We start from the raw sequence: 18,934 nt of genomic DNA, 5'->3' as shown, positions 1-18,934 counted from the left end.
TTCCGGCAGTGCGTTCGCTCAGAGCGAACGGTCCTCGAGGGACGGCGACTCGGGCCTGCCCCAGTCCACCTGTGGCCCCTCGAAGTGGGCGGCGTGCCGCGGCGGATGGGCTGCCGCGCCGAGGACGAAGACGTCCTGCGCGCCGTCGAGCACCCCGCCCGAGGGGTCGTCGTCGCCCGACCGGCGCACCACGTCCCGCTCCGGCATGAGGATGTCCCGTACGACGACGGCGCACAGGTAGAGCGTGCCCACCAGGTGCAGCACGATCGACCAGTGATAGCCCTGCATCGGCAGCCCCTTGTGGGCGTCGCCGCTGGTCGTGTAGGCGAGGTACATCCAGATGCCGAGGAAGTACGCCACCTCGCACGCCTGCCAGATCAGGAGGTCCCGCCACTTGGGCCGGGCCAGCACCGCCAGCGGGACCAGCCACAGGACGTACTGCGGGGAGTAGACCTTGTTGGTGAGGATGAAGGCCGCCACCATCAGGAGGGCCAGCTGGGCGAAGCGCGGCCGGCGCGGTGCGGTGAAGGTCAGCGCGGCGATGCCGAGGAAGCACAGCACCACCAGAACCATGGCAGCGGCGTTCACGAAGCCGGTGCTGGGCGGGTTGGTGGAGTTCTGCGCCCAGATCAGCCAGAACGAGCCGAAGTCGATGCCCCGTTCCTGGCTGAACGTGTAGAACTTCGACCAGCCCTGAAAGGCGAAGAGCATCACCGGCGCGTTCACCACGAGCCAGGCGATGGCCGCACCGCCCACGGCCTGGGCGTACTCCCGCCACTTGCCGGCCCGCCAGCACAGCACGAGCAGCGGGCCCAGCAGGAACACGGGGTAGAGCTTCGCGGCCGTGGCGAGGCCCAGCAGGACACCGAAGGCGACGGGACGGCTCCGGGACCACATCAGCATCGCGGCGGCCGTGAGCGCCACCGCCAGCAGGTCCCAGTTGATGGTCGCGGTGAGCACGAAGGCGGGCGCCAGAGCGACCAGCAGGCCGTCCCAGGGGCGCCGCCGGTGGGTGCGGGCCACACAGACGGCGATGACGGCCGCGCACACCATCAGCATCCCGGCGTTGACGAACCAGTACCACTGCTCCTGCTGCTGGATGCTGCCGCTGTGCGGGGTCAGCCAGGACGCCACCTCCATGAACACACCGGTGAGCACCGGGTATTCGAGGTAGCCCATGCCGCCGGAGATGTCGTCCGGGAGTCTGTCGAAGTACGGCACGAGATGGTCGGCGAACCCGCGCCCCTGGTAGAGGTGCGGAATATCCGAGTAGCAGGCCTTCGTGTACTGGCTGCTCGCGCCGAAGAACCAGGCGGTGTGGTAGCAGGGCGCCTTCTGGACCAGACCGAGGGCGAACATGCCGATCGCCACGAGCACGACGACCCGGACAGGGGTCCACCAGGAGGTCCCGAGGAGGGCGCGCTGCCCCAGGGGACCGCCGATCAGCTCGCTGCCGGCCCGGGCGATCTCGTCCTCATTGGTCGGCCGCACCGGTTCTGCCGTGGCGGGCAGCACGGGCTCGGGCTCGTGCCTGCTCGCGGGCGTCATCTCTGCACTGGGCATGGGGCACATCCTGCCGTACCCGTCCGAGAGCGGCGCGAAGCACAGCGAACTCTGCTCCAACGGCACCGGAAGACCAGACGCTCCCAGCGTACGCACAACGCAAGAGGCCGGTGTTCGCCGCGCGAAAGGCGCCGAACACCGGCCTGCAGCGTGGTCGGCCGTCAGCCTCCCTGTCCGCCCAAGAAGCCTCCGTTGCCGTTGCCCCGGGTGTTGCCTCCGGTCCCGGTCGTGTCGGTAACGGTCGGCGTCGGCGTCGTGCCTCCGTCGGTGCCGCCGGTGTTCGTGCCTCCGCCGTTGTCACAGTTCCAGCCCCAGCCGTTGCACGACTGGCTCGGCGAGGGCGAAGGAGTGACGGACGACTGGCTGGGCGACGGGCTGGGCGACGGGCTCGGCGACGGGCTCTGGGTCGCCGACGGGGACGGCGTCGGGCTCGGCTCGGCGTTGATCACCGTACCGATGGGCTGCGGCGTCGGGAAGTCCTTCACCGGCTGGCCCTTCAGCGCCTCGGCCATGTAGTCGTGCCAGATCTCGGCCGGGAACGAAGCACCGTGGATCTTCTCCTGGCCACCCGTTCCGTACATCTCCAGGAAGGTCCGCGCTTTGTTGTTCGCGTTGTCGTCCAGGCGGAACATGGTGATCGAGGTGGACAGCTGCGGGGTGTAGCCCACGAACCAGGCGGACTTGTTGCCGTCCGTCGTACCGGTCTTACCGGCCACCTCACGACCCGGAAGCTGGGCGTTGGTACCCGTTCCCTTGTCGACCACGGACTTCAGGACGTCGGTGACGTTGTCCGCCACCAGCGGGGTGAAGGCTTCCTTGGGCGCTGCCTCGTGCTTGAAGACCTGCCCGTCCTTGTTCTCGACCTTTTCCACCGAGTACGGGTCGTTCTGCTGGCCGCTCGCGGCGAAGGTGGCGTAGGCGCCGGCCATGCGGATCGCGCTCGGGTCGGACGTACCGATCGAGAACGACGGGTAGTTGGCGCTGGCGAGACTGCCCTTGAGGAGACCCGCGTCCAGTGCCGTCTGCTCGACCTTGTCCAGGCCGACGTCCATGCCGAGCTGGACGTATGCGGAGTTGACCGAGAGCTGCATGGCCTCACGCAGGTCGATCTTGTAGCTGGGCGGATTGACGGACTCGTTGCCGTCGTTGGTCTGGAGCCACTCCTTGCCGTCCTTGTCCGTCCAGACCCTCCCGTTGTATTCCTTGATCTTGAGCTTGTTCTTTCCGCTGTACAGGCTCTTGGGGGAGACCTGGGTGCGCTCGTCCTGAGCCTGCTCGGGGCCCAGTTGCGGGTTCCGCACGCCCCACTTCATGGCCGCCGCCAGCACGAACGGCTTGAAGGTCGAACCCACCTGGGCGCCGGTCGCGTCGGCGTTGTCGGTGAAGTGCTTGGTCGCGTCCTCACCGCCGTAGATGGCCTTGATGGCACCCGACGACGGGTCCACCGAGGCGCCGCCGAACTGGACGTGGGTGTCGGTCTTCGGTCGCAGCTTGGGCTTGATGTTCGCCTTCTGGACGTTCGTGACCGCGGCCTCCAGCGCCTTGACCTTCTTCTTGTCGAAGGTCGTGTAGATCCGGTAGCCGCCCTGCTGGAGCTTGTCCGCGGTGATCCCGGTCTTGTCGCTGTTGTTGACCAGGTAGGACTTGGCGAGGTCTACCAGATAGCCGATCTGGCCCCCCAGCTGGCCGTTCGACCGGGGGTTCTGAATCTTGGGGAGGGTCGTGTACTTGGCGCGCTCCGCAGGGCTCAGGTGGCCGTACTTGACCATCTTGTCCAAGGTGTCCTGCATCTGTGCCAGGGCCCGCCTGCTGTTGGCCTCCGGAGTCGCAGAGGGGTCGAGGGAGGTCGCGCCCGCCGGGTCGTAGTACGTCGCGCCCTTCACCATCGCCGCGAGGAAGGCGCACTCGCCCGGGTTCAGCTCCGTCCCGTCCTTGTTGAAGTACGCACGGGACGCGGCCTGGAGCCCGTAGGCCCCGCGGCCGAAGTACGTCGTGTTGAGATACCCCTCCATGATCTTTTGCTTGGGGACCTTGGCTCCCACCTTGATCGCGACGAAGATCTCCTTGAACTTCCGGGACAACGTCTGTGCCTGGTCGTTCAGCATCGCGTTCTTGACGTACTGCTGGGTGATGGTCGAGCCACCCTGTGTCTGACCGCCGCGGGCCATGTTCAGGAGGGCACGCGCGATACCGTTGGGGTCGATACCGCTGTCGGTCTCGAAGGTCTTGTTCTCCTGCGAGATGACGGCGTAGCGCATCTCTTTGGGAATGCTGGCGTAGCTCATGTTCTGGCGGTTGATCTCACCGCCGGTCGCGACCATCACCGAGCCGTCGGACCAGTAGAAGACGTTGTTCTGCGCCTTGGCGACCGCGGCCTCATTGGGAACGCTCACCATCGAGTACGCGATGCCCGCCACCGCCACCAGGCTGCCGACGAAGCCGATGAACAGCCCGGAGACGAGCTTCCAGGAGGGCACCCAGCGGCGCCAGCCGTACTTTCCGGCGCGGGGATAGTCGATCAGCCGCTTCCTGCCGGGAGCGGTCGATGCACGCCCTCTGCCACGCCCGGGACCGGTCGGGCCGCCGGGGCCGCCGCGCTGGCCACCCGGGCCCGCGTTCTCGGCGCCTCTGCGGCGGCTGCCTCTCTGCGCCGCCCGGCGGGCCTCGGCACGGCCGCCGTAGGAACGCTCCTCACCTCCCTGACCACCTGAACGCGACCCATAGGAACTGGGCCCATAGGAGTCGGCTGGAGACTCGGTGGCGCCTCGCGGTGCCGCACGGCGACCGGAGGACGAGCCGGACTGGCCGCGTCGGGCCGCGGCACGTCCGCCTCCCTGCGGCTGCGGCGGTTTGCGACGGTGCTCGCTCATCGAACGACTACTCCTCGGGCAGGCGCACCCGTGCGCGCCTGAAACGGCGGCTGGTTTCCGGTCCCCCCGAAGTACGGATGTGGTCGGTTCTGTATTCACCCGTACTGCACCGGGGACGAGGACGTTCCCCCGGCGTCACTTGGTTCCCGGTGCTGTGCATGCCGCACAGACTACGCACCGCCAAAACCCACCGAGCCCTGAAGTTCACCCCAAAACAGGAAACATGCATCGTATGAATCGGTGATGTGATCCCGTTCACCACCGTCCCTCTTGTCGCCCGCGGAAGGCCGTTCTATCGTCATGATGTATCGAGTCGATACATCAGCGCGAGATAAAGACGCTGAGAGGCACTGCGAGACCCGCGTGAGCGATCAGCGGACCGAGAGGAGGCGACGATGAGCCGACGTTCCGGCATCCTCGAGTTCGCCGTGCTCGGCCTGCTGCGCGAGTCCCCGATGCACGGCTATGAGCTGCGCAAACGACTCAACACGTCCCTGGGTGTGTTCCGCGCGTTCAGTTACGGAACCCTCTATCCCTGCCTCAAGACGCTGGTCGCCAACGGCTGGTTGATCGAGGAGCCGGGCAGCACCCACGAGGACGCCGCTCCGCTCGCCGGACGCCGAGCGAAGATCGTGTACCGATTGACGGCAGAAGGTAAGGAACACTTCGAGCAGCTGCTCTCGCAGACCGGCCCCGACGCGTACGAGGACGAGCATTTCGCCGCACGCTTCGCCTTCTTCGGGCAGACGTCGCGCGATGTGCGCATGCGCGTACTGGAGGGCCGGCGCAGCCGCCTGGAGGAGCGCCTGGAGAAGATGCGCGCCTCCCTGGCGCGCACGCGGGAGCGCCTCGACGACTACACACTCGAGCTCCAGCGCCACGGGATGGAGTCCGTGGAGCGCGAAGTGCGCTGGCTGAACGAGCTCATCGAGAGCGAGCGGGCCGGGCGGGACCTGAACGGTTCCGCGTCCGGGGAGTCCGCTCAGCAGGACACCACCACTGGATCGACGGGCGGCCTGCCCCGTCCCGGGGACACCCCCCGGACGGATACGCCCGGAGACACCGCCACGTGAGTCCCACACAGGGACTCACTCGTACACACAGGGAGCAACCGGAATGGGTTCGGTTCGCGTAGCCGTCGTCGGCGTGGGCAACTGCGCGGCGTCGCTGGTGCAGGGAGTCGAGTACTACAAGGACGCCGACCCGGCGTCCAAGGTCCCCGGCCTGATGCACGTGCAGTTCGGTGACTACCACGTGCGCGACATCGAGTTCGTCGCCGCTTTCGACGTCGACGCCAAGAAGGTCGGCCTCGACCTCGCGGACGCGATCGGCGCCTCCGAGAACAACACCATCAAGATCTGCGACGTGCCCAGCACCGGTGTCACCGTGCAGCGCGGCCACACCCTCGACGGTCTCGGCAAGTACTACCGCCAGACCATCGAGGAGTCGGACGCCGAGCCGGTCGACGTCGTCCAGGTCCTGAAGGACAAGCAGGTCGACGTCCTGGTCTGCTACCTGCCGGTCGGCTCCGAGGACGCGGCGAAGTTCTACGCCCAGTGCGCCATCGACGCCAAGGTCGCCTTCGTCAACGCCCTCCCGGTCTTCATCGCCGGCACCAAGGAGTGGGCGGACAAGTTCACCGAGGCCGGTGTGCCGATCGTCGGTGACGACATCAAGTCCCAGGTCGGCGCCACCATCACGCACCGCGTCATGGCGAAGCTGTTCGAGGACCGCGGTGTCATCCTGGACCGCACGATGCAGCTGAACGTCGGCGGTAACATGGACTTCAAGAACATGCTCGAGCGCGAGCGCCTGGAGTCCAAGAAGATCTCCAAGACGCAGGCCGTCACCTCCCAGATCCCCGACCGGGACCTCGGCGAGAAGAACGTCCACATCGGCCCGTCCGACTACGTGGCCTGGCTGGACGACCGCAAGTGGGCCTACGTCCGCCTCGAGGGCCGTGCCTTCGGTGACGTCCCGCTGAACCTGGAGTACAAGCTCGAGGTCTGGGACTCCCCGAACTCCGCGGGTGTCATCATCGACGCCCTGCGCGCCGCGAAGATCGCCAAGGACCGCGGCATCGGCGGCCCGATCCTGTCGGCGTCCTCCTACTTCATGAAGTCCCCGCCGGTCCAGTACTTCGACGACGAGGCCCGCGAGAACGTCGAGAAGTTCATCCGCGGCGACGTCGAGCGCTAGCTCGACCAGGCGCGGTGGGCCGGCTCGACCAGGTACGGCGCGCCGCGTCGCCCGAGGCGATCGCTCGCCCGAGAACGCTCCTGCCAGGGCGGTGAAGGTCCCCGGGTTCCCTGACCCGGGGACCTTCCGCATGTGTGAGGCTGTGCCCCATGCCCGTCGTCCGTGACCTGCGCGTCCTGTTGCGCCTGCGGTACTTCCGACGCCTGCTCTCCATCCGCCTCCTGTCCCAGGGCGCCGACGGCGTCTACCAGGTCGCGCTCGCCGCATACGTCGTCTTCTCCCCGGAGAAGCAGACCTCGGCCACCGCCGTCGCCTCGGCGATGGCGGTCCTGCTGCTCCCCTATTCACTGGTCGGCCCGTTCGCGGGGGTCCTGCTGGACCGCTGGCGCCGCCGACAGGTCTTCGTCCACGGCAATCTGCTGCGCGCCCTGCTGGCCGCTGTCACCGCCGTGCTGATGGTCAGCCAGGCCCCGGACTGGCTCTTCTACGTCTCGGCGCTGTGTGTCACGGCCGTCAACCGCTTCATCCTCGCCGGCCTGTCCGCGTCTCTGCCCCGGGTGGTGGACGCCGAGCGTCTGGTGCTCGCCAACTCCTTGTCCCCGACGGCCGGAACACTCGCCGCGACCGCGGGCGGCGGTCTCGCCTTCGCCGTACGGCTCGTGGCGTCCGACTCCGACGCGGCGGTGGTACTCGTCGGCGCCTTCCTCTATCTGTGCGCCGGTCTGACATCCCTGACCATGCCCCCCACGCTCCTCGGTCCCGACCGGCAGCCGACACGGCCGCACATGGCCACCGCCCTCACCGAGACGGCGCGCGAGCTCAGGGCGGCCGTGCGTCATCTGGCCGCGCCGCGACGCAGGGAAGCCGCATGGGCGCTGACCTCGATGACGCTGATGCGCTTCTGTTACGGCGCGCTCCTCGTTCTGCTGCTGATGCTGTGCCGGTACGCCCTCTCCAAGAGCCCCGAGGGCGGGCTCCGGCTGCTCGGGCTCGCGCTGGCCCTGTCGGGTGCGGGATTCTTCGCGGCGGCCGCGGTGACGCCGTGGGCGGCAGGACGACTCGGGCCCGGGCGCTGGATCGTGGTGTGCTCCGGCGCCGCCGCCGTGCTGGAGCCGGCTCTCGGCCTCCCGTTCGCCATCGGACCCCTCCTGGTCGCGGCCTTCGTCCTGGGGCTGATCACCCAGGGCGCGAAGATCTCCACGGACACGATCGTCCAGGCCGCCGTCGACGACGGCTTCCGCGGCCGGATCTTCTCCGTGTACGACGTCCTGTTCAACGTGGCCTTCGTCGGAGCGGCCGGAGTGGCGGCCCTGATGCTGCCCCCGGATGGACGCTCGGCAACGCTGGTCATCACAGTCGCCGTCATCTACGGGGCAGTTGCTAGGGCTATGGCCCGCTTTGAACACCGGTGAGTGTCACGTCAAAGCCACAGAGTCCCCCTCGGTCACAGAAGTGTCAGTGGAGCCCGGTAACTTACGTGCGTCTTACGCGCCGCTTATGTGCGCTGCTCACCAACTCTCCTAGGGGGACACCCAAGTGACGACTCCGCCGCCCCAGGGCCAGAACCCATTCGCACAGGGCCAGCAGGCGTACGGCCAGCCCCAGGCTCCGTACCCTCCACAGGGCGGCTACCCGCAGCAGCCGGGCCAGCCTGGCTTCCCCCCGCAGGGGGCGGCACCGTACGCGCCGGTGCCGCCTCAGCGGCCGAAGCGCAACGTCAAACTGTACGTGCGTATAGCCATCATCGCCGTCGGCCTTATCGCGGCGGCCGGCGGCTACCTCAACAGCCACAACGACGACACCCAGAAGCTGGCTGTCGGCGACTGCCTGACGAACAAGGGGACCGACAGCGACCCGAAGATCGAGCAGCTGGACTGCAGCGACTCGAAGGCGGACTACAAGGTGCTCAAGAAGGACGGCAGCACCAGTCTTGCTCAGCTCGCCTGCCAGTCGGTCCAGGGGACGACCGCTGCCATCGAGTGGAAAGAAGGCGGCGACTCGTTCGTCCTCTGCCTGGGAGACAACAAGTAGCGCGTGAACGTGCGAAGGGGCGATGTTTCACGTGAAACATCGCCCCTTCGTTGCGCTCGACCTGGCCGGTGTTTCACGTGAAACATTGCCGACCCCGGCCCAGCAGAGATCAGTTCTGCTCGGCCCACCAGTCCTTGAGAGCCGCCACCGCCGCGTCGTACTCCATCGGACCGTTCTCCAGACGCAGCTCCAGCATGTGCTTGTACGCCTTGCCGACGACAGGACCCGGGCCGACCCCCAGGATCTCCATGATCTGGTTGCCGTCGAGGTCCGGGCGGATCGCGTCCAGCTCCTCCTGCTCCTGCAGCTGGGCGATGCGCTCCTCCAGGCCGTCGTAGGCCCGGGACAGCGCGGCCGCCTTGCGCTTGTTGCGGGTGGTGCAGTCCGACCGGGTCAGCTTGTGCAGGCGGTCAAGCAGCGGGCCCGCGTCACGGACATAGCGGCGCACCGCCGAGTCCGTCCACTCCCCGGTGCCGTAGCCGTGGAAGCGCAGGTGAAGTTCGACCAGCCGTGAGACGTCCTTCACCAGCTCGTTGGAGTACTTCAAGGCCGTCATGCGCTTCTTGGTCATCTTGGCGCCGACCACCTCGTGGTGGTGGAACGAGACCCGACCGTCCTTCTCGAAGCGGCGCGTGCGCGGCTTGCCGATGTCGTGCAGCAGCGCGGCCAGCCGCAGCGTGAGGTCGGGACCCTCCTGCTCCAGCGCGATCGCCTGCTCCAGGACGATCAGCGTGTGGTCGTAGACATCCTTGTGCCGGTGGTGCTCGTCCCGCTCCAGGCGTAGCGCCGTCAGCTCGGGCAGCACATGATCGGCGAGCCCGGTCTCGACGAGCAGGCCCAGGCCCTTGCGCGGGTGCGCGGACAGGATCAGCTTGTTCAGCTCGTCCCGGACCCGCTCGGCCGACACGATCTCGATACGGCCGGCCATGTCCGTCATCGCGGTCACGACCTCGGGGGCGACCGCGAAGTCCAGCTGGGCGGCGAACCGGGCGGCACGCATCATCCGCAGCGGATCGTCCGAGAAGGACTCCTCGGGCGTGCCCGGCGTCCGCAGCACGCGCGCCGCGAGATCCTCCAGGCCTCCGTACGGGTCGATGAACTCCTTCTCCGGCAGCGCGACGGCCATCGCGTTGACCGTGAAGTCCCGGCGGACCAGATCCTCCTCGATGGAGTCGCCATACGACACCTCGGGCTTGCGTGAGGTGCGGTCGTAGGCCTCCGACCGGTAAGTGGTGATCTCGATCTGAAACTGCCAGTCCGTGTCCCCGACACGGGCGGCTTTCTGCGCGCCGACGGTGCCGAAGGCGATGCCGACATCCCAGACGGCGTCCGCCCAGGGACGGACGATCTTCAGTACGTCCTCGGGGCGGGCGTCGGTCGTGAAGTCCAGGTCGTTGCCGAGCCGGCCGAGCAGCGCGTCGCGGACCGATCCGCCGACCAGGGCGAGGGAGAACCCGGCCTCCTGGAATCGGCGGGCGAGATCGTCGGCGACGGGGGCCACCCGCAGCAGCTCGGCGACCGCGCGCTGCTGCGCCTGGCTCAGGGCAGAGGGAGTGTCTTCGTTGGGGTTCGGCACAACAGAACAGGGTACGTGCCCCGGCGACCAGGGGCGCCTCCATTTGGCCGAGGTGCGGCCGGCCGGCAGGCACCGCGGACAGCTCCCTGCATACCGTCGCAAGCCCTGCTCTCACGGCGTACGGAAGCTCTCCGCTCGATACTGGATATAGAGGACGGGACGCCGCTGTTCTTCGATCTTGTGACGTAGACCGCGGCACTTCCCCTCAGCGCGCATCGTTACCATGCGTGGACGCACATTCCGACGACCACTGACGACGAGGGACGGGCGAGCGCGTGGCCGAGGCGGCTGAATTCCAGAGGACCAGTGCCTCATCTGCCTGCCGGTGGCTGCGACGCACCGGCGCGCTGCTCGCTGGTGCGCCGCTGCTGGCCGGGCTGCTCCAGCTGCCCGCGGCGGCGCCCGCCCAGGCCGCCTCCTCGGGCAGGGTGTCCGTCTCCCTGGACTCGCTGACCCCCAGCGCCCCCACGGACGGGGACACGGTGACCGTGACGGGCACCGTGACCAACAACGGCAAGCAGAGCGTCACCGGCGCCCATGTGGGCCTGCACGTGGGCCCCATGCTGGACACCCGCTCGGGGATCGACTCCGTCGCCCAGCACTCCGACGACCTGACGGGCGGAACCGGCTCCGAGGTCGGCGGCAAGTACGTGGAGAAGTTCGCCAAGCTGTCCCCGGGCGTCGCGGAGCAGTTCAGCATCTCCGTCCCCGTGGACAAGCTCGACCTCGGCAACGACGGCGTCTACGAGTTCGATGTCACCCTCTCCGGCCAGACCGCCGCCCAGCCCTGGGACCAGGTGCTCGGCATCCAGCGCACGTTCCTGCCATGGCAGCCGTCCGAGGCCGACACCAAGACCAAGACGGCGTACCTGTGGCCGCTGATCTCCACGGTCCACATGACGGCCAAGACCGGCGCCGGCGAGCTCCAGACGCCGGTGTTCCGCAACGACAACCTGGCCAAGGAACTCGCGCCGGGCGGCCGGCTGGCCCAGATGGTGGACCTGGGCAAGGACCTGGACGTCACCTGGGTGATCGACCCCGACCTGCTGGCCTCGGTGGACGCGATGGCGACCGGCAACTACCGACTGCCGGGCAGCGGGGGCACCACCACACCCGGCCCGAAGGAGCACCAGGCGCTCGCCAAGCAGTGGCTGGCGAACCTGCAGGACGCGGTGGCGGGCAAGGAGGTCGTCGCGCTGCCCTTCGCCGACCCGGACCTGGCGTCCCTGGCTCACAACGGCACCAGCGTCACCGGCTCCCTCAGCCACCTCAAGGACGCCACCGACGTGGCCGCGACCACTGTCAAGACCGTGCTCCACGTCACACCGACCACCGACTTCGCCTGGCCGGTGGAGGGCGCCGTGGATCCGGCGATCATGAAGGTCGCGACCTCCGCCGGGGCCGACCACGTGATCGCCCGCAGCGACAGCCTCCAGGAGACCACCGGGCTGCCGTACACGCCCTCGGCCGCCCGACCGGTCGGCGGAGGCATCACAGCGGTGGTCTCCGACGCCCGGCTGTCCACGGCCTTCGAGGGCGATCTGACGAAGGCGGATTCGGCCACGCTCGCCGTGCAGGAGTTCCTGGCGCAGAGCCTCGAGGTGAACGCGCAGACGGACAAGCAGCGCAGCCTCGTGATCGCCCCGCAGCGCATGCCCACCGCGAGCCAGGCCCAGGCGATGGCGGCGGCGCTGAAGGCGCTCGAGGGCGGGAACTGGTCTCAGGCCCAGGACCTCACCGCAGCGGCCAAGGACAAGCCGGACCCGAACGCCACCACCCACATCCCTTCGGCATCCGCCTACCCCTCCTCGCTGCGCTCGCAGGAACTACCGCGGACGGCCTTCGAGCAGATCGCGCGCACCCAGGACAAGCTCGACAGCTTCCAGGTGATCCTCTCCGACCAGTCCCGCGTCGTCACCCCGTTCGGGCGGGCCATAAACCGTGAGATGTCCACGTCGTGGAACGGCGGCAGCTGGCACGCGCAGAACTACCGAGACGGTGTGGAAGGCTGGCTCGACGAGCTGGCCGACCAGGTCAAGCTGATCGACAAGTCGGAGACCAAGCTCTCCGGACGCAGCGCCACCATCCCGGTGACCGTCCAGAACAACCTCGTCCAGCCGGTCGGCCATCTGATTCTGCGCCTCACCTCGACCATGCCGACCCGTCTGAAGATCGGCGGCAAGGCCTACTCCGAGCAGCCGGTGGAGATCTCCGGCGGGCACAGCCAGTCCGTGAAGTTCACCACGTCGGCCAACGCCAACGGCCGGGTCACGGTGATCGCCCAGCTGTACACCGAGGACGGCCAGAAGTACGGCGACGCCGTCAGCTTCGATGTGAAGGTCACCGAGATCACGCCCACGGTGATGCTGGTCATCGGCGGCGGTGTGCTTCTCCTCGTCCTCGCCGGATTCCGGATGTACACCCAGCGCAAACGCGCATCCGCCCGCCAGGCGGAGGAGGACGGCCCCGACGCGGAAGAGCAGGACGCCGACGAGCCCGGGAACCCCGAGGCCCCCGCGGACCGTCTCCCGGAGGACCCGGAGGATTCGGTCTCTCGGGCCGGGGCAGACGACCGGAAGCACCCGAGTGACCCTGCGCCGGACACCGCACCGGAAAGCCCCGACCCGTCCGGGACGGGTGAGAGAGTGGACCGTTGAGCGATGTCGTGGCCGGTGGGCCAGGGACGATGAGGTGGGGTAAGCATGAACGCGCCGTACGACGGTGATCGCGGCCAGGGCGCGGCCGGCTCGGGCTACCCCGAGACACCGCCGGAGCCCGGCCAGGTACCGCCGCAGCCGGCGGCCGACATGTACCTCCAGGACGCCTACGACCAGGATCCCTACCGGGGACACGACCTCGCCGCCCAGGATCCCGTCGCCGAGGCGCTCTACGACCGCGCCGCGCACCCGCCGCCCGCTCAGGACGGCTACGGACAGCAGCCGCTCTACGGTCAGCCCGCCCAGTCTCCGCACGCACCCGACCCGCGGGTGTGGGCGCAGACGCCGGCGCCCGAGCCCGAGGGTGCCACCCCGCACCTGCCGTACGGCGACGACCCGCGCACCACCCAGTACGTGGGCGTCGACGACCTGGTCACGCACTCCGGCGAGGAGTACCACGAGCCGGACGCCTTCGCGCATCTGTTCAAGGACCAGCAGCACAGCGGTGGGCACGCACCCATGGATCCGCCCGGCTACGCGCAGCCGGCCGCCGCTCAGGGCACCGGGTACGGCCCCGCCGGCCAGTACCCTCCGGCACCCGGCCAGGGACCCCAGCAGGGCAACCTGTACGCCGAGGCGTCCTACCAGGCTGTCCCGGGGAACCCGGCGCAGCCGCCGGTGCCCGCCCCGGCCGCGGCGCCGGAGCCCGCCGGCCCGTACCGGGACGCGGAACCCGAGCCGGCGACGGCTCCCGCTCCCTCCGCCGCGCCCGCGAAGAAGGGCGGCAAGGCCGCCGGGCTGCTGAAGTCCAGTGCCGTGATGGCGGCGGGCACGATGGTCTCCCGCCTCACCGGTTTCATCCGCTCGGCGCTGATCGTCTCGGCGCTCGGCCTCAACTTCCTCGGCGACTCCTTCCAGGTCGCCTACCAGCTGCCGACGATGATCTACATCCTCACCGTCGGCGGTGGTCTCAACTCCGTCTTCGTGCCGCAACTGGTGCGGGCGATGAAGGAGGACGACGACGGCGGCGAGGCCTTCGCCAACCGTCTGCTGACCCTGGTGATGGTGGCTCTGGCCGCGCTGACCGGTCTCGCGATGTTCGCGGCACCGCTGCTGGTGCGCATGCTGTCCAACTCGGTCGCCTCCAACCCCGCGGCCAACGACGTGGCGGTCACCTTCACCCGCTACTTCCTGCCCTCGATCTTCTTCATGGGCATCCATGTGGTGATGGGTCAGATCCTCAACGCCCGCGGGAAGTTCGGCGCGATGATGTGGACGCCGGTCCTGAACAACATCGTCATCATCGTGACGCTCGGCATGTTCATCTGGGTCTACGGCACCGCCGCCAATTCCCACATGACCGTCACGAACATCCCGCCGGAGGGCCAGCGGCTGCTCGGCATCGGTGTGCTGCTCGGTCTGGTCGTCCAAGCCCTGGCGATGATCCCGTACCTGCGCGAGACGGGCTTCCGGATCCGGCTCCGGTTCGACTGGCGCGGCCACGGCCTGGGCAAGGCGGCGATGCTCGCCAAGTGGACGGTCCTGTTCGTCCTCGCCAACCAGGCCGGCGCCATGATCGTCACCCAGCTGTCCACGGCGGCCGGCAAGGACTCCGGCGTCGCGGGCACCGGGTTCGCCGCCTACGCCAACGCCCAGCTGATCTGGGGCCTGCCGCAGGCCATCATCACGGTGTCCCTCATGGCCGCCCTGCTGCCGCGCATCTCGCGCTCGGCCGCCGAGGGCGACGGCGGCGCGGTCCGCGACGACATCTCCCAGGGCCTGCGGACCACCGCGGTCGCCATCGTGCCGATCGCCTTCGGCTTCCTCGCGCTCGGCATCCCGATGTGCACGCTGATCTTCGGCTCCTCGGGCACCAGCTCGGCCACCAACATGGGCTACATGCTGATGTCCTTCGGCCTAGGCCTGATCCCGTACTCGGTGCAGTACGTCGTCCTGCGCGCCTTCTACGCGTACGAGGACACTCGCACGCCCTTCTACAACACCGTCATCGTCGCCGTCGTCAACGCGGGCGCCTCGGCGCTGTGCTACTTCCTGCTGCCCGCCCGCTGGGCGGTCGCCGGCATGGCGGCCGCGTACGGCCTGGCCTACGCGATCGGTGTGGGTGTCGCCTGGCGGCGGCTGCGCAAGCGGCTCGGTGGTGACCTGGACGGTGCCCGGGTGATGCGGACGTACGCGCGCCTGTGCATCGCCTCGGTGCCGGCGGCCCTGCTCAGCGGCGCGGTCTGCTACGGCATCGGGCGCACCCTCGGCCAGGGCGTCATCGGCTCCTTCGCCGCGCTGCTCGTCGGCGGGGCCGTTCTGCTCGGCATCTTCTTCGTCGCCGCCCGGCGGATGCGGATCGAGGAACTCAACTCGCTCGTGGGCATGGTCCGCGGGCGTCTGGGCCGCTGAGGCGGGGGTAGGCGCACAACCATCGTCCGCCGCTGTGTGTCGTGCATAGCGGCGGACTGTGGGCACAATTGGTTTCGGCGTCGGACAGCGCGCAACGGATGGGGAGGCAGGGACGACGGTGGCGGAACGGAGCACGGCTGCCGTCGACGTGGCAGACAACAGTGGCGAGCAGCCGCTGACCGCCAAGGCGGACCAGTCCACGGCCGACGGGGTGGCCAAGAACCCGGAGCGGGACACGGACAGCGACGAGGCACAGAGGAGCGGCAACGAGGGTTCCGGAAAGAAGGCCTCGCCTCCCGAACTGCACAGCGGTCACAAGCTCGCCAGACGCTACCGGCTGGAGGAGTGCGTCACCCGTCTGGACGGATTCAGCAGCTGGCGTGCGGTCGACGAAAAGCTCCGTCGTGCCGTCGGCGTCCACATCCTGCCCGCGCAGCACGTACGGGCCCGTTCCGTCCTTGCCGCCGCCCGTTCCTCCGCGCTGCTCGGCGACCCCCGTTTCGTGCAGGTCCTCGACGCCGTCGAGGAGAACGACCTCGTGTACGTCGTGCACGAGTGGCTGCCCGACGCCACCGAGCTGACCACGCTGGTCGCGACCGGCCCGCTGGAGCCGCACGACGCCTACCAGATGGTCAGTCAGGTCGCCTCCGCCATGGCCGCAGCGCACCGCGAAGGCCTCGCCCATCTCCGGCTCAATCCCAACGCCGTCCTGCGCGCCTCGACCGGCCAGTGGCGCATCCGGGGCCTCGCCGTGAACGCCGCGCTGCGCGGCATCAGCTCCGACACCCCGCAACGCACCGACACCGAAGCGATCGGCGCCCTGCTGTACGCGGCGCTGACCCAGCGCTGGCCGTACGAGAGCGACGCGTACGGCCTGTCCGGGCTGCCCAAGGGCGTCGGCCTCATCGCTCCGGACCAGGTGCGGGCCGGTGTTCACCGGGGCCTGTCCGAACTGGCCATGCGCGCACTCGCCAACGACGGGGCCACCGCCTCCCGTCACGAGGCCCCGTGCACCACGCCGGAAGAGCTGGTGAAGGCGATCGGCGAGATGCCGCGCATCCGCCCGCCGGAGCCGGCCTTCACGGCCCCGCCGGAGTACCAGCGCACGACCTACCAGCAGGGCACGTACGGCCGTCCCGCGCCGCGCCCCGGCGCCACCCAGCCGATCGCCACCCCACCGCCCCCGCTGCAGAGCCGTACCGGCAAAGTTCTGAAGTGGACGGTGTCCGCCCTCCTCATCGCCGCCCTCGGTCTGGGCAGCTGGCAGTTGGCGGACGCACTGATGGACAAGAGCGGCAAGTCCGAAGACACCAACAAGAGCCAGACGACGGACGACGGGGACAAGGGGTCCAAGACTTCGGCTTCCGGCAAGCCCATCGCCATCCAGAAGGCGCGTGACTTCGACCCGTTCAGCGCAGACCACTCCGAGAAGCCCGAAGACGTGGGAAAGGTCTACGACAACAGTCCTTCCACCTACTGGCAGACGGACTTCTACCTCAGCCCCAAGTTCGGAAACCTGAAACCAGGCGTCGGGGTCATCCTCGACCTGGGCCAGGTCCAACAGGTCGGAAAGGCAACCGTCACCTTCCTGGGGGAGACCTCGGTCGAGCTTCGTGCCGCGAGTGCTGACGCCGGATCGGAACCGACATCGTTCGACGCCTACAGCAAGGCTGCCAGCGGCTCGGGCACGACGGTGACACTCAAGCCCGACAAGCCCCTCAAGACCCGGTACCTCCTGGTGTGGCTGACTGAGCTGCCCTCGGACGGGGCGGGCCACTGGCGGGGCAGAGTGGCAGACGTCAAGGTGACCAGCTGAGGTCTCCACTCGGGAGGGGCAGATGGCGGAGGGCGCCGGATACGACCGGGTGAGCGACAAGGATCTCCTCGCCCGTCATGTGGAAGGCGATCCCGATGCCTTCGGTGAGATCGTGCGGCGGCATCGGGATCGGCTGTGGGCGGTCGCACTGCGGACGCTGGGGGACCGTGAGGAGGCCGCCGATGCGGTCCAGGACGCCCTGGTGTCGGCCTACCGGGCTGCGCATACCTTTCGGGGGCAGTCGGCGGTCACGACCTGGCTGCACCGGATCACGGTGAACGCCTGCCTGGACCGCGCCCGCAAGGCAGCCTCGCGGAAGACCGCGCCGGTCGACGACACCGAGCGGCTCGAGCAGCTCCTGGAGCCGCACGAGTCGGCCTCGGCTCCGGCCGAGAGGAACGACGTCCAGCGCCAACTCCTCGAAGCGCTCGGCACCCTGCCGCACGAGCAGAGGGCCGCGCTGGTCCTCGTGGACATGCAGGGCTATCCCGTGGCTGAGGCCGCACGGATCCTGGACGTGCCGACGGGCACGGTGAAAAGCCGGTGCGCCCGGGGCAGAGCCCGGCTGCTGCCTCTGCTCACTCATCTACGGCCCGAAGGTTCCGGAAGCGGAAAAGAACCCGGCGGGGGACGGAACCGGGTGGAGGGGACATCCGTCCCACCGGCAACGGGGGCTCCGAACGGAAGCCCCGAGGACGCGGGACCGAGCGATTCAGCCGTAGTGAAGGGCGGAGGTGGGCGAGCGTGAGTTCCACGACAGACACGGCCGGGCACCCGGACGTCGCGGAGATCTCCGACCTCACCGAAGGCCTGCTGGCTCCGGATCGCAGCGCGGACATACGGCGTCATCTGGAGACGTGTGAGCTGTGTGCGGACGTCCATACCTCGCTGGAGGAGATCCGGGGGCTGCTGGGATCCGTATCAGAAGCGGAGCGAATGCCGGCCGACGTGGCCGAGCGTATTGATGCCGCACTCGCCGCTGAGGCACTGCTCAGCCTCTCCATCCCGGAACCGCTGAGCGCCCAGGTCTCCGTGGAGACCGATCCGGGGCATGGGGACGACAACGGTCATGTTTCACGTGAAACATCGCTCCCTTCGGATCGGCCCGCCGGCCGTCCTCAGGCTGCGACCGGTCCGGGACGCAAGGGGCGTCAGCGGGGCTGGCGCCGGCGGCGTGTGGTCCTGGGGACCGTCCTGACCGCGGCCGTCCTGGGGGTGGGGTCACTGGTGCTGCAGTCGCTCGGCGATCACTCCTCCGACACCACGGCCCATGGAAAGCCGACGCCTTCCGTCGGTCCCTTCTCCGGCGCGAGTGTCCAGAGCCAGGTGAAGGATCTGCTCACCAACAAGAAGAACTCCCCCCTCGGCCAGCGACCTCGATCGGGCCTAGAGTCCGAGCACAACACCCCTCACTCGACCGAGAGCGCTAACACCTTGATCCAGACCGATGTCGCAGTTCCCGACTGCGTCCGGGCCGCGCTCCACCGAGGCGACGACGTCCTGGGCGCCAAGACAGGAACGTACGACGGGAAGTCCGCCTATCTGGTCGTGGTGCCCGACGCCGCCGACAGCGCACGCGTCACGGTCTACATCGTCGACGCGGCCTGCATCCGGCAACAACCCGGCTCCACCGGCACGCTTCTTCTGAAGCAGTCCCTCGCCCGCCCCTGAGTCTGCTCGACATTCTGCTCGACCGCTCCTTCCGTGGCTCGACGCACGCGTGTGCCCCGGCACACCGGGAATGCGCGCCCCGTAGGATCCGTTGGGTGGGGTGAGAGTCCTGAAAGGGTCTCCCACCGGTCGACTGACA

The 18,934-nt window shown here is 68.7% G+C and carries 12 protein-coding genes; 9 read left to right on the top strand and 3 right to left on the bottom strand.

What is annotated here, in order from left to right:
- Positions 1 to 18: 18 nt before the first annotated feature.
- Both ACZ5NH_RS16565 and ACZ5NH_RS16560 read right to left on the bottom strand, forming a co-directional pair.
- Complete coding sequence (locus ACZ5NH_RS16565; protein WP_388622751.1) at positions 19 to 1,563, bottom strand: glycosyltransferase family 87 protein; 1,545 nt, start codon at positions 1,561 to 1,563, stop codon at positions 19 to 21.
- Positions 1,564 to 1,724: 161 nt separating this feature from the next.
- Entirely contained in the window at positions 1,725 to 4,433 is a 2,709-nt protein-coding gene (locus ACZ5NH_RS16560; RefSeq protein ID WP_468775834.1) for a transglycosylase domain-containing protein, read from the bottom strand.
- 395 nt (positions 4,434 to 4,828) lie between these two features.
- On the opposite strand from ACZ5NH_RS16560, the gene ACZ5NH_RS16555 reads away from it, so the two are divergent.
- The 4 genes from ACZ5NH_RS16555 to ACZ5NH_RS16540 all read left to right on the top strand — a co-directional run bounded on the left by ACZ5NH_RS16555 (position 4,829) and on the right by ACZ5NH_RS16540 (position 8,663).
- Positions 4,829 to 5,506 carry a PadR family transcriptional regulator gene (locus ACZ5NH_RS16555; RefSeq protein WP_468775832.1) on the top strand — a complete coding sequence of 226 codons (678 nt, stop codon included), beginning with the start codon at positions 4,829 to 4,831 and terminating at the stop codon, positions 5,504 to 5,506.
- Positions 5,507 to 5,549: 43 nt separating this feature from the next.
- A complete protein-coding gene (locus ACZ5NH_RS16550) occupies positions 5,550 to 6,632 on the top strand; it encodes an inositol-3-phosphate synthase (RefSeq protein WP_388622759.1) in 1,083 nt (360 codons plus the stop codon).
- Positions 6,633 to 6,781: 149 nt separating this feature from the next.
- Positions 6,782 to 8,044, top strand: a complete 1,263-nt coding sequence (locus ACZ5NH_RS16545; RefSeq protein ID WP_468775830.1) for an MFS transporter — start codon at positions 6,782 to 6,784, stop codon at positions 8,042 to 8,044.
- A gap of 316 nt (positions 8,045 to 8,360) precedes the next feature.
- Positions 8,361 to 8,663 carry an LppU/SCO3897 family protein gene (locus ACZ5NH_RS16540; protein WP_468775828.1) on the top strand — a complete coding sequence of 101 codons (303 nt, stop codon included), beginning with the start codon at positions 8,361 to 8,363 and terminating at the stop codon, positions 8,661 to 8,663.
- Positions 8,664 to 8,772: 109 nt separating this feature from the next.
- Here the strand turns inward: ACZ5NH_RS16540 and ACZ5NH_RS16535 are convergent, their stop codons facing one another.
- The gene (locus tag ACZ5NH_RS16535; protein WP_468775827.1) at positions 8,773 to 10,239 is read right to left on the bottom strand and encodes a CCA tRNA nucleotidyltransferase; all 1,467 of its coding nucleotides are present in this window, start codon (positions 10,237 to 10,239) and stop codon (positions 8,773 to 8,775) included.
- A gap of 275 nt (positions 10,240 to 10,514) precedes the next feature.
- Between ACZ5NH_RS16535 and ACZ5NH_RS16530 the strand changes: the two genes are divergently transcribed.
- The 5 genes from ACZ5NH_RS16530 (at position 10,515) to ACZ5NH_RS16510 (ending at position 18,795) form a co-directional block, all read left to right on the top strand.
- A complete protein-coding gene (locus ACZ5NH_RS16530; protein ID WP_468775825.1) occupies positions 10,515 to 12,896 on the top strand; it encodes a DUF6049 family protein in 2,382 nt (793 codons plus the stop codon).
- Between the two features lie 45 nt (positions 12,897 to 12,941).
- Positions 12,942 to 15,308 (top strand): murein biosynthesis integral membrane protein MurJ, encoded by a 2,367-nt coding sequence (murJ, locus tag ACZ5NH_RS16525; protein WP_468775823.1) that lies wholly within the window; start codon positions 12,942 to 12,944, stop codon positions 15,306 to 15,308.
- A 118-nt stretch (positions 15,309 to 15,426) separates the two neighbouring features.
- On the top strand, positions 15,427 to 17,124 hold the full coding sequence (locus ACZ5NH_RS16520) for a protein kinase family protein (RefSeq protein ID WP_468775821.1): 1,698 nt from the start codon (positions 15,427 to 15,429) through the stop codon (positions 17,122 to 17,124).
- A 22-nt stretch (positions 17,125 to 17,146) separates the two neighbouring features.
- Entirely contained in the window at positions 17,147 to 17,872 is a 726-nt protein-coding gene (gene sigM, locus ACZ5NH_RS16515; RefSeq protein ID WP_468775819.1) for an RNA polymerase sigma factor SigM, read from the top strand.
- Positions 17,869 to 18,795, top strand: a complete 927-nt coding sequence (locus tag ACZ5NH_RS16510; protein WP_468775817.1) for a hypothetical protein — start codon at positions 17,869 to 17,871, stop codon at positions 18,793 to 18,795. The genes sigM and ACZ5NH_RS16510 overlap by 4 nt, the downstream gene beginning before the upstream one ends.
- The last annotated feature ends 139 nt before the right edge of the window (positions 18,796 to 18,934 follow it).

The organism is Streptomyces sp. NPDC031426, assembly GCF_055581585.1.
Note: the sequence above shows the minus strand (reverse complement) of the source record. Positions and strands in the feature narration are given on the sequence as shown.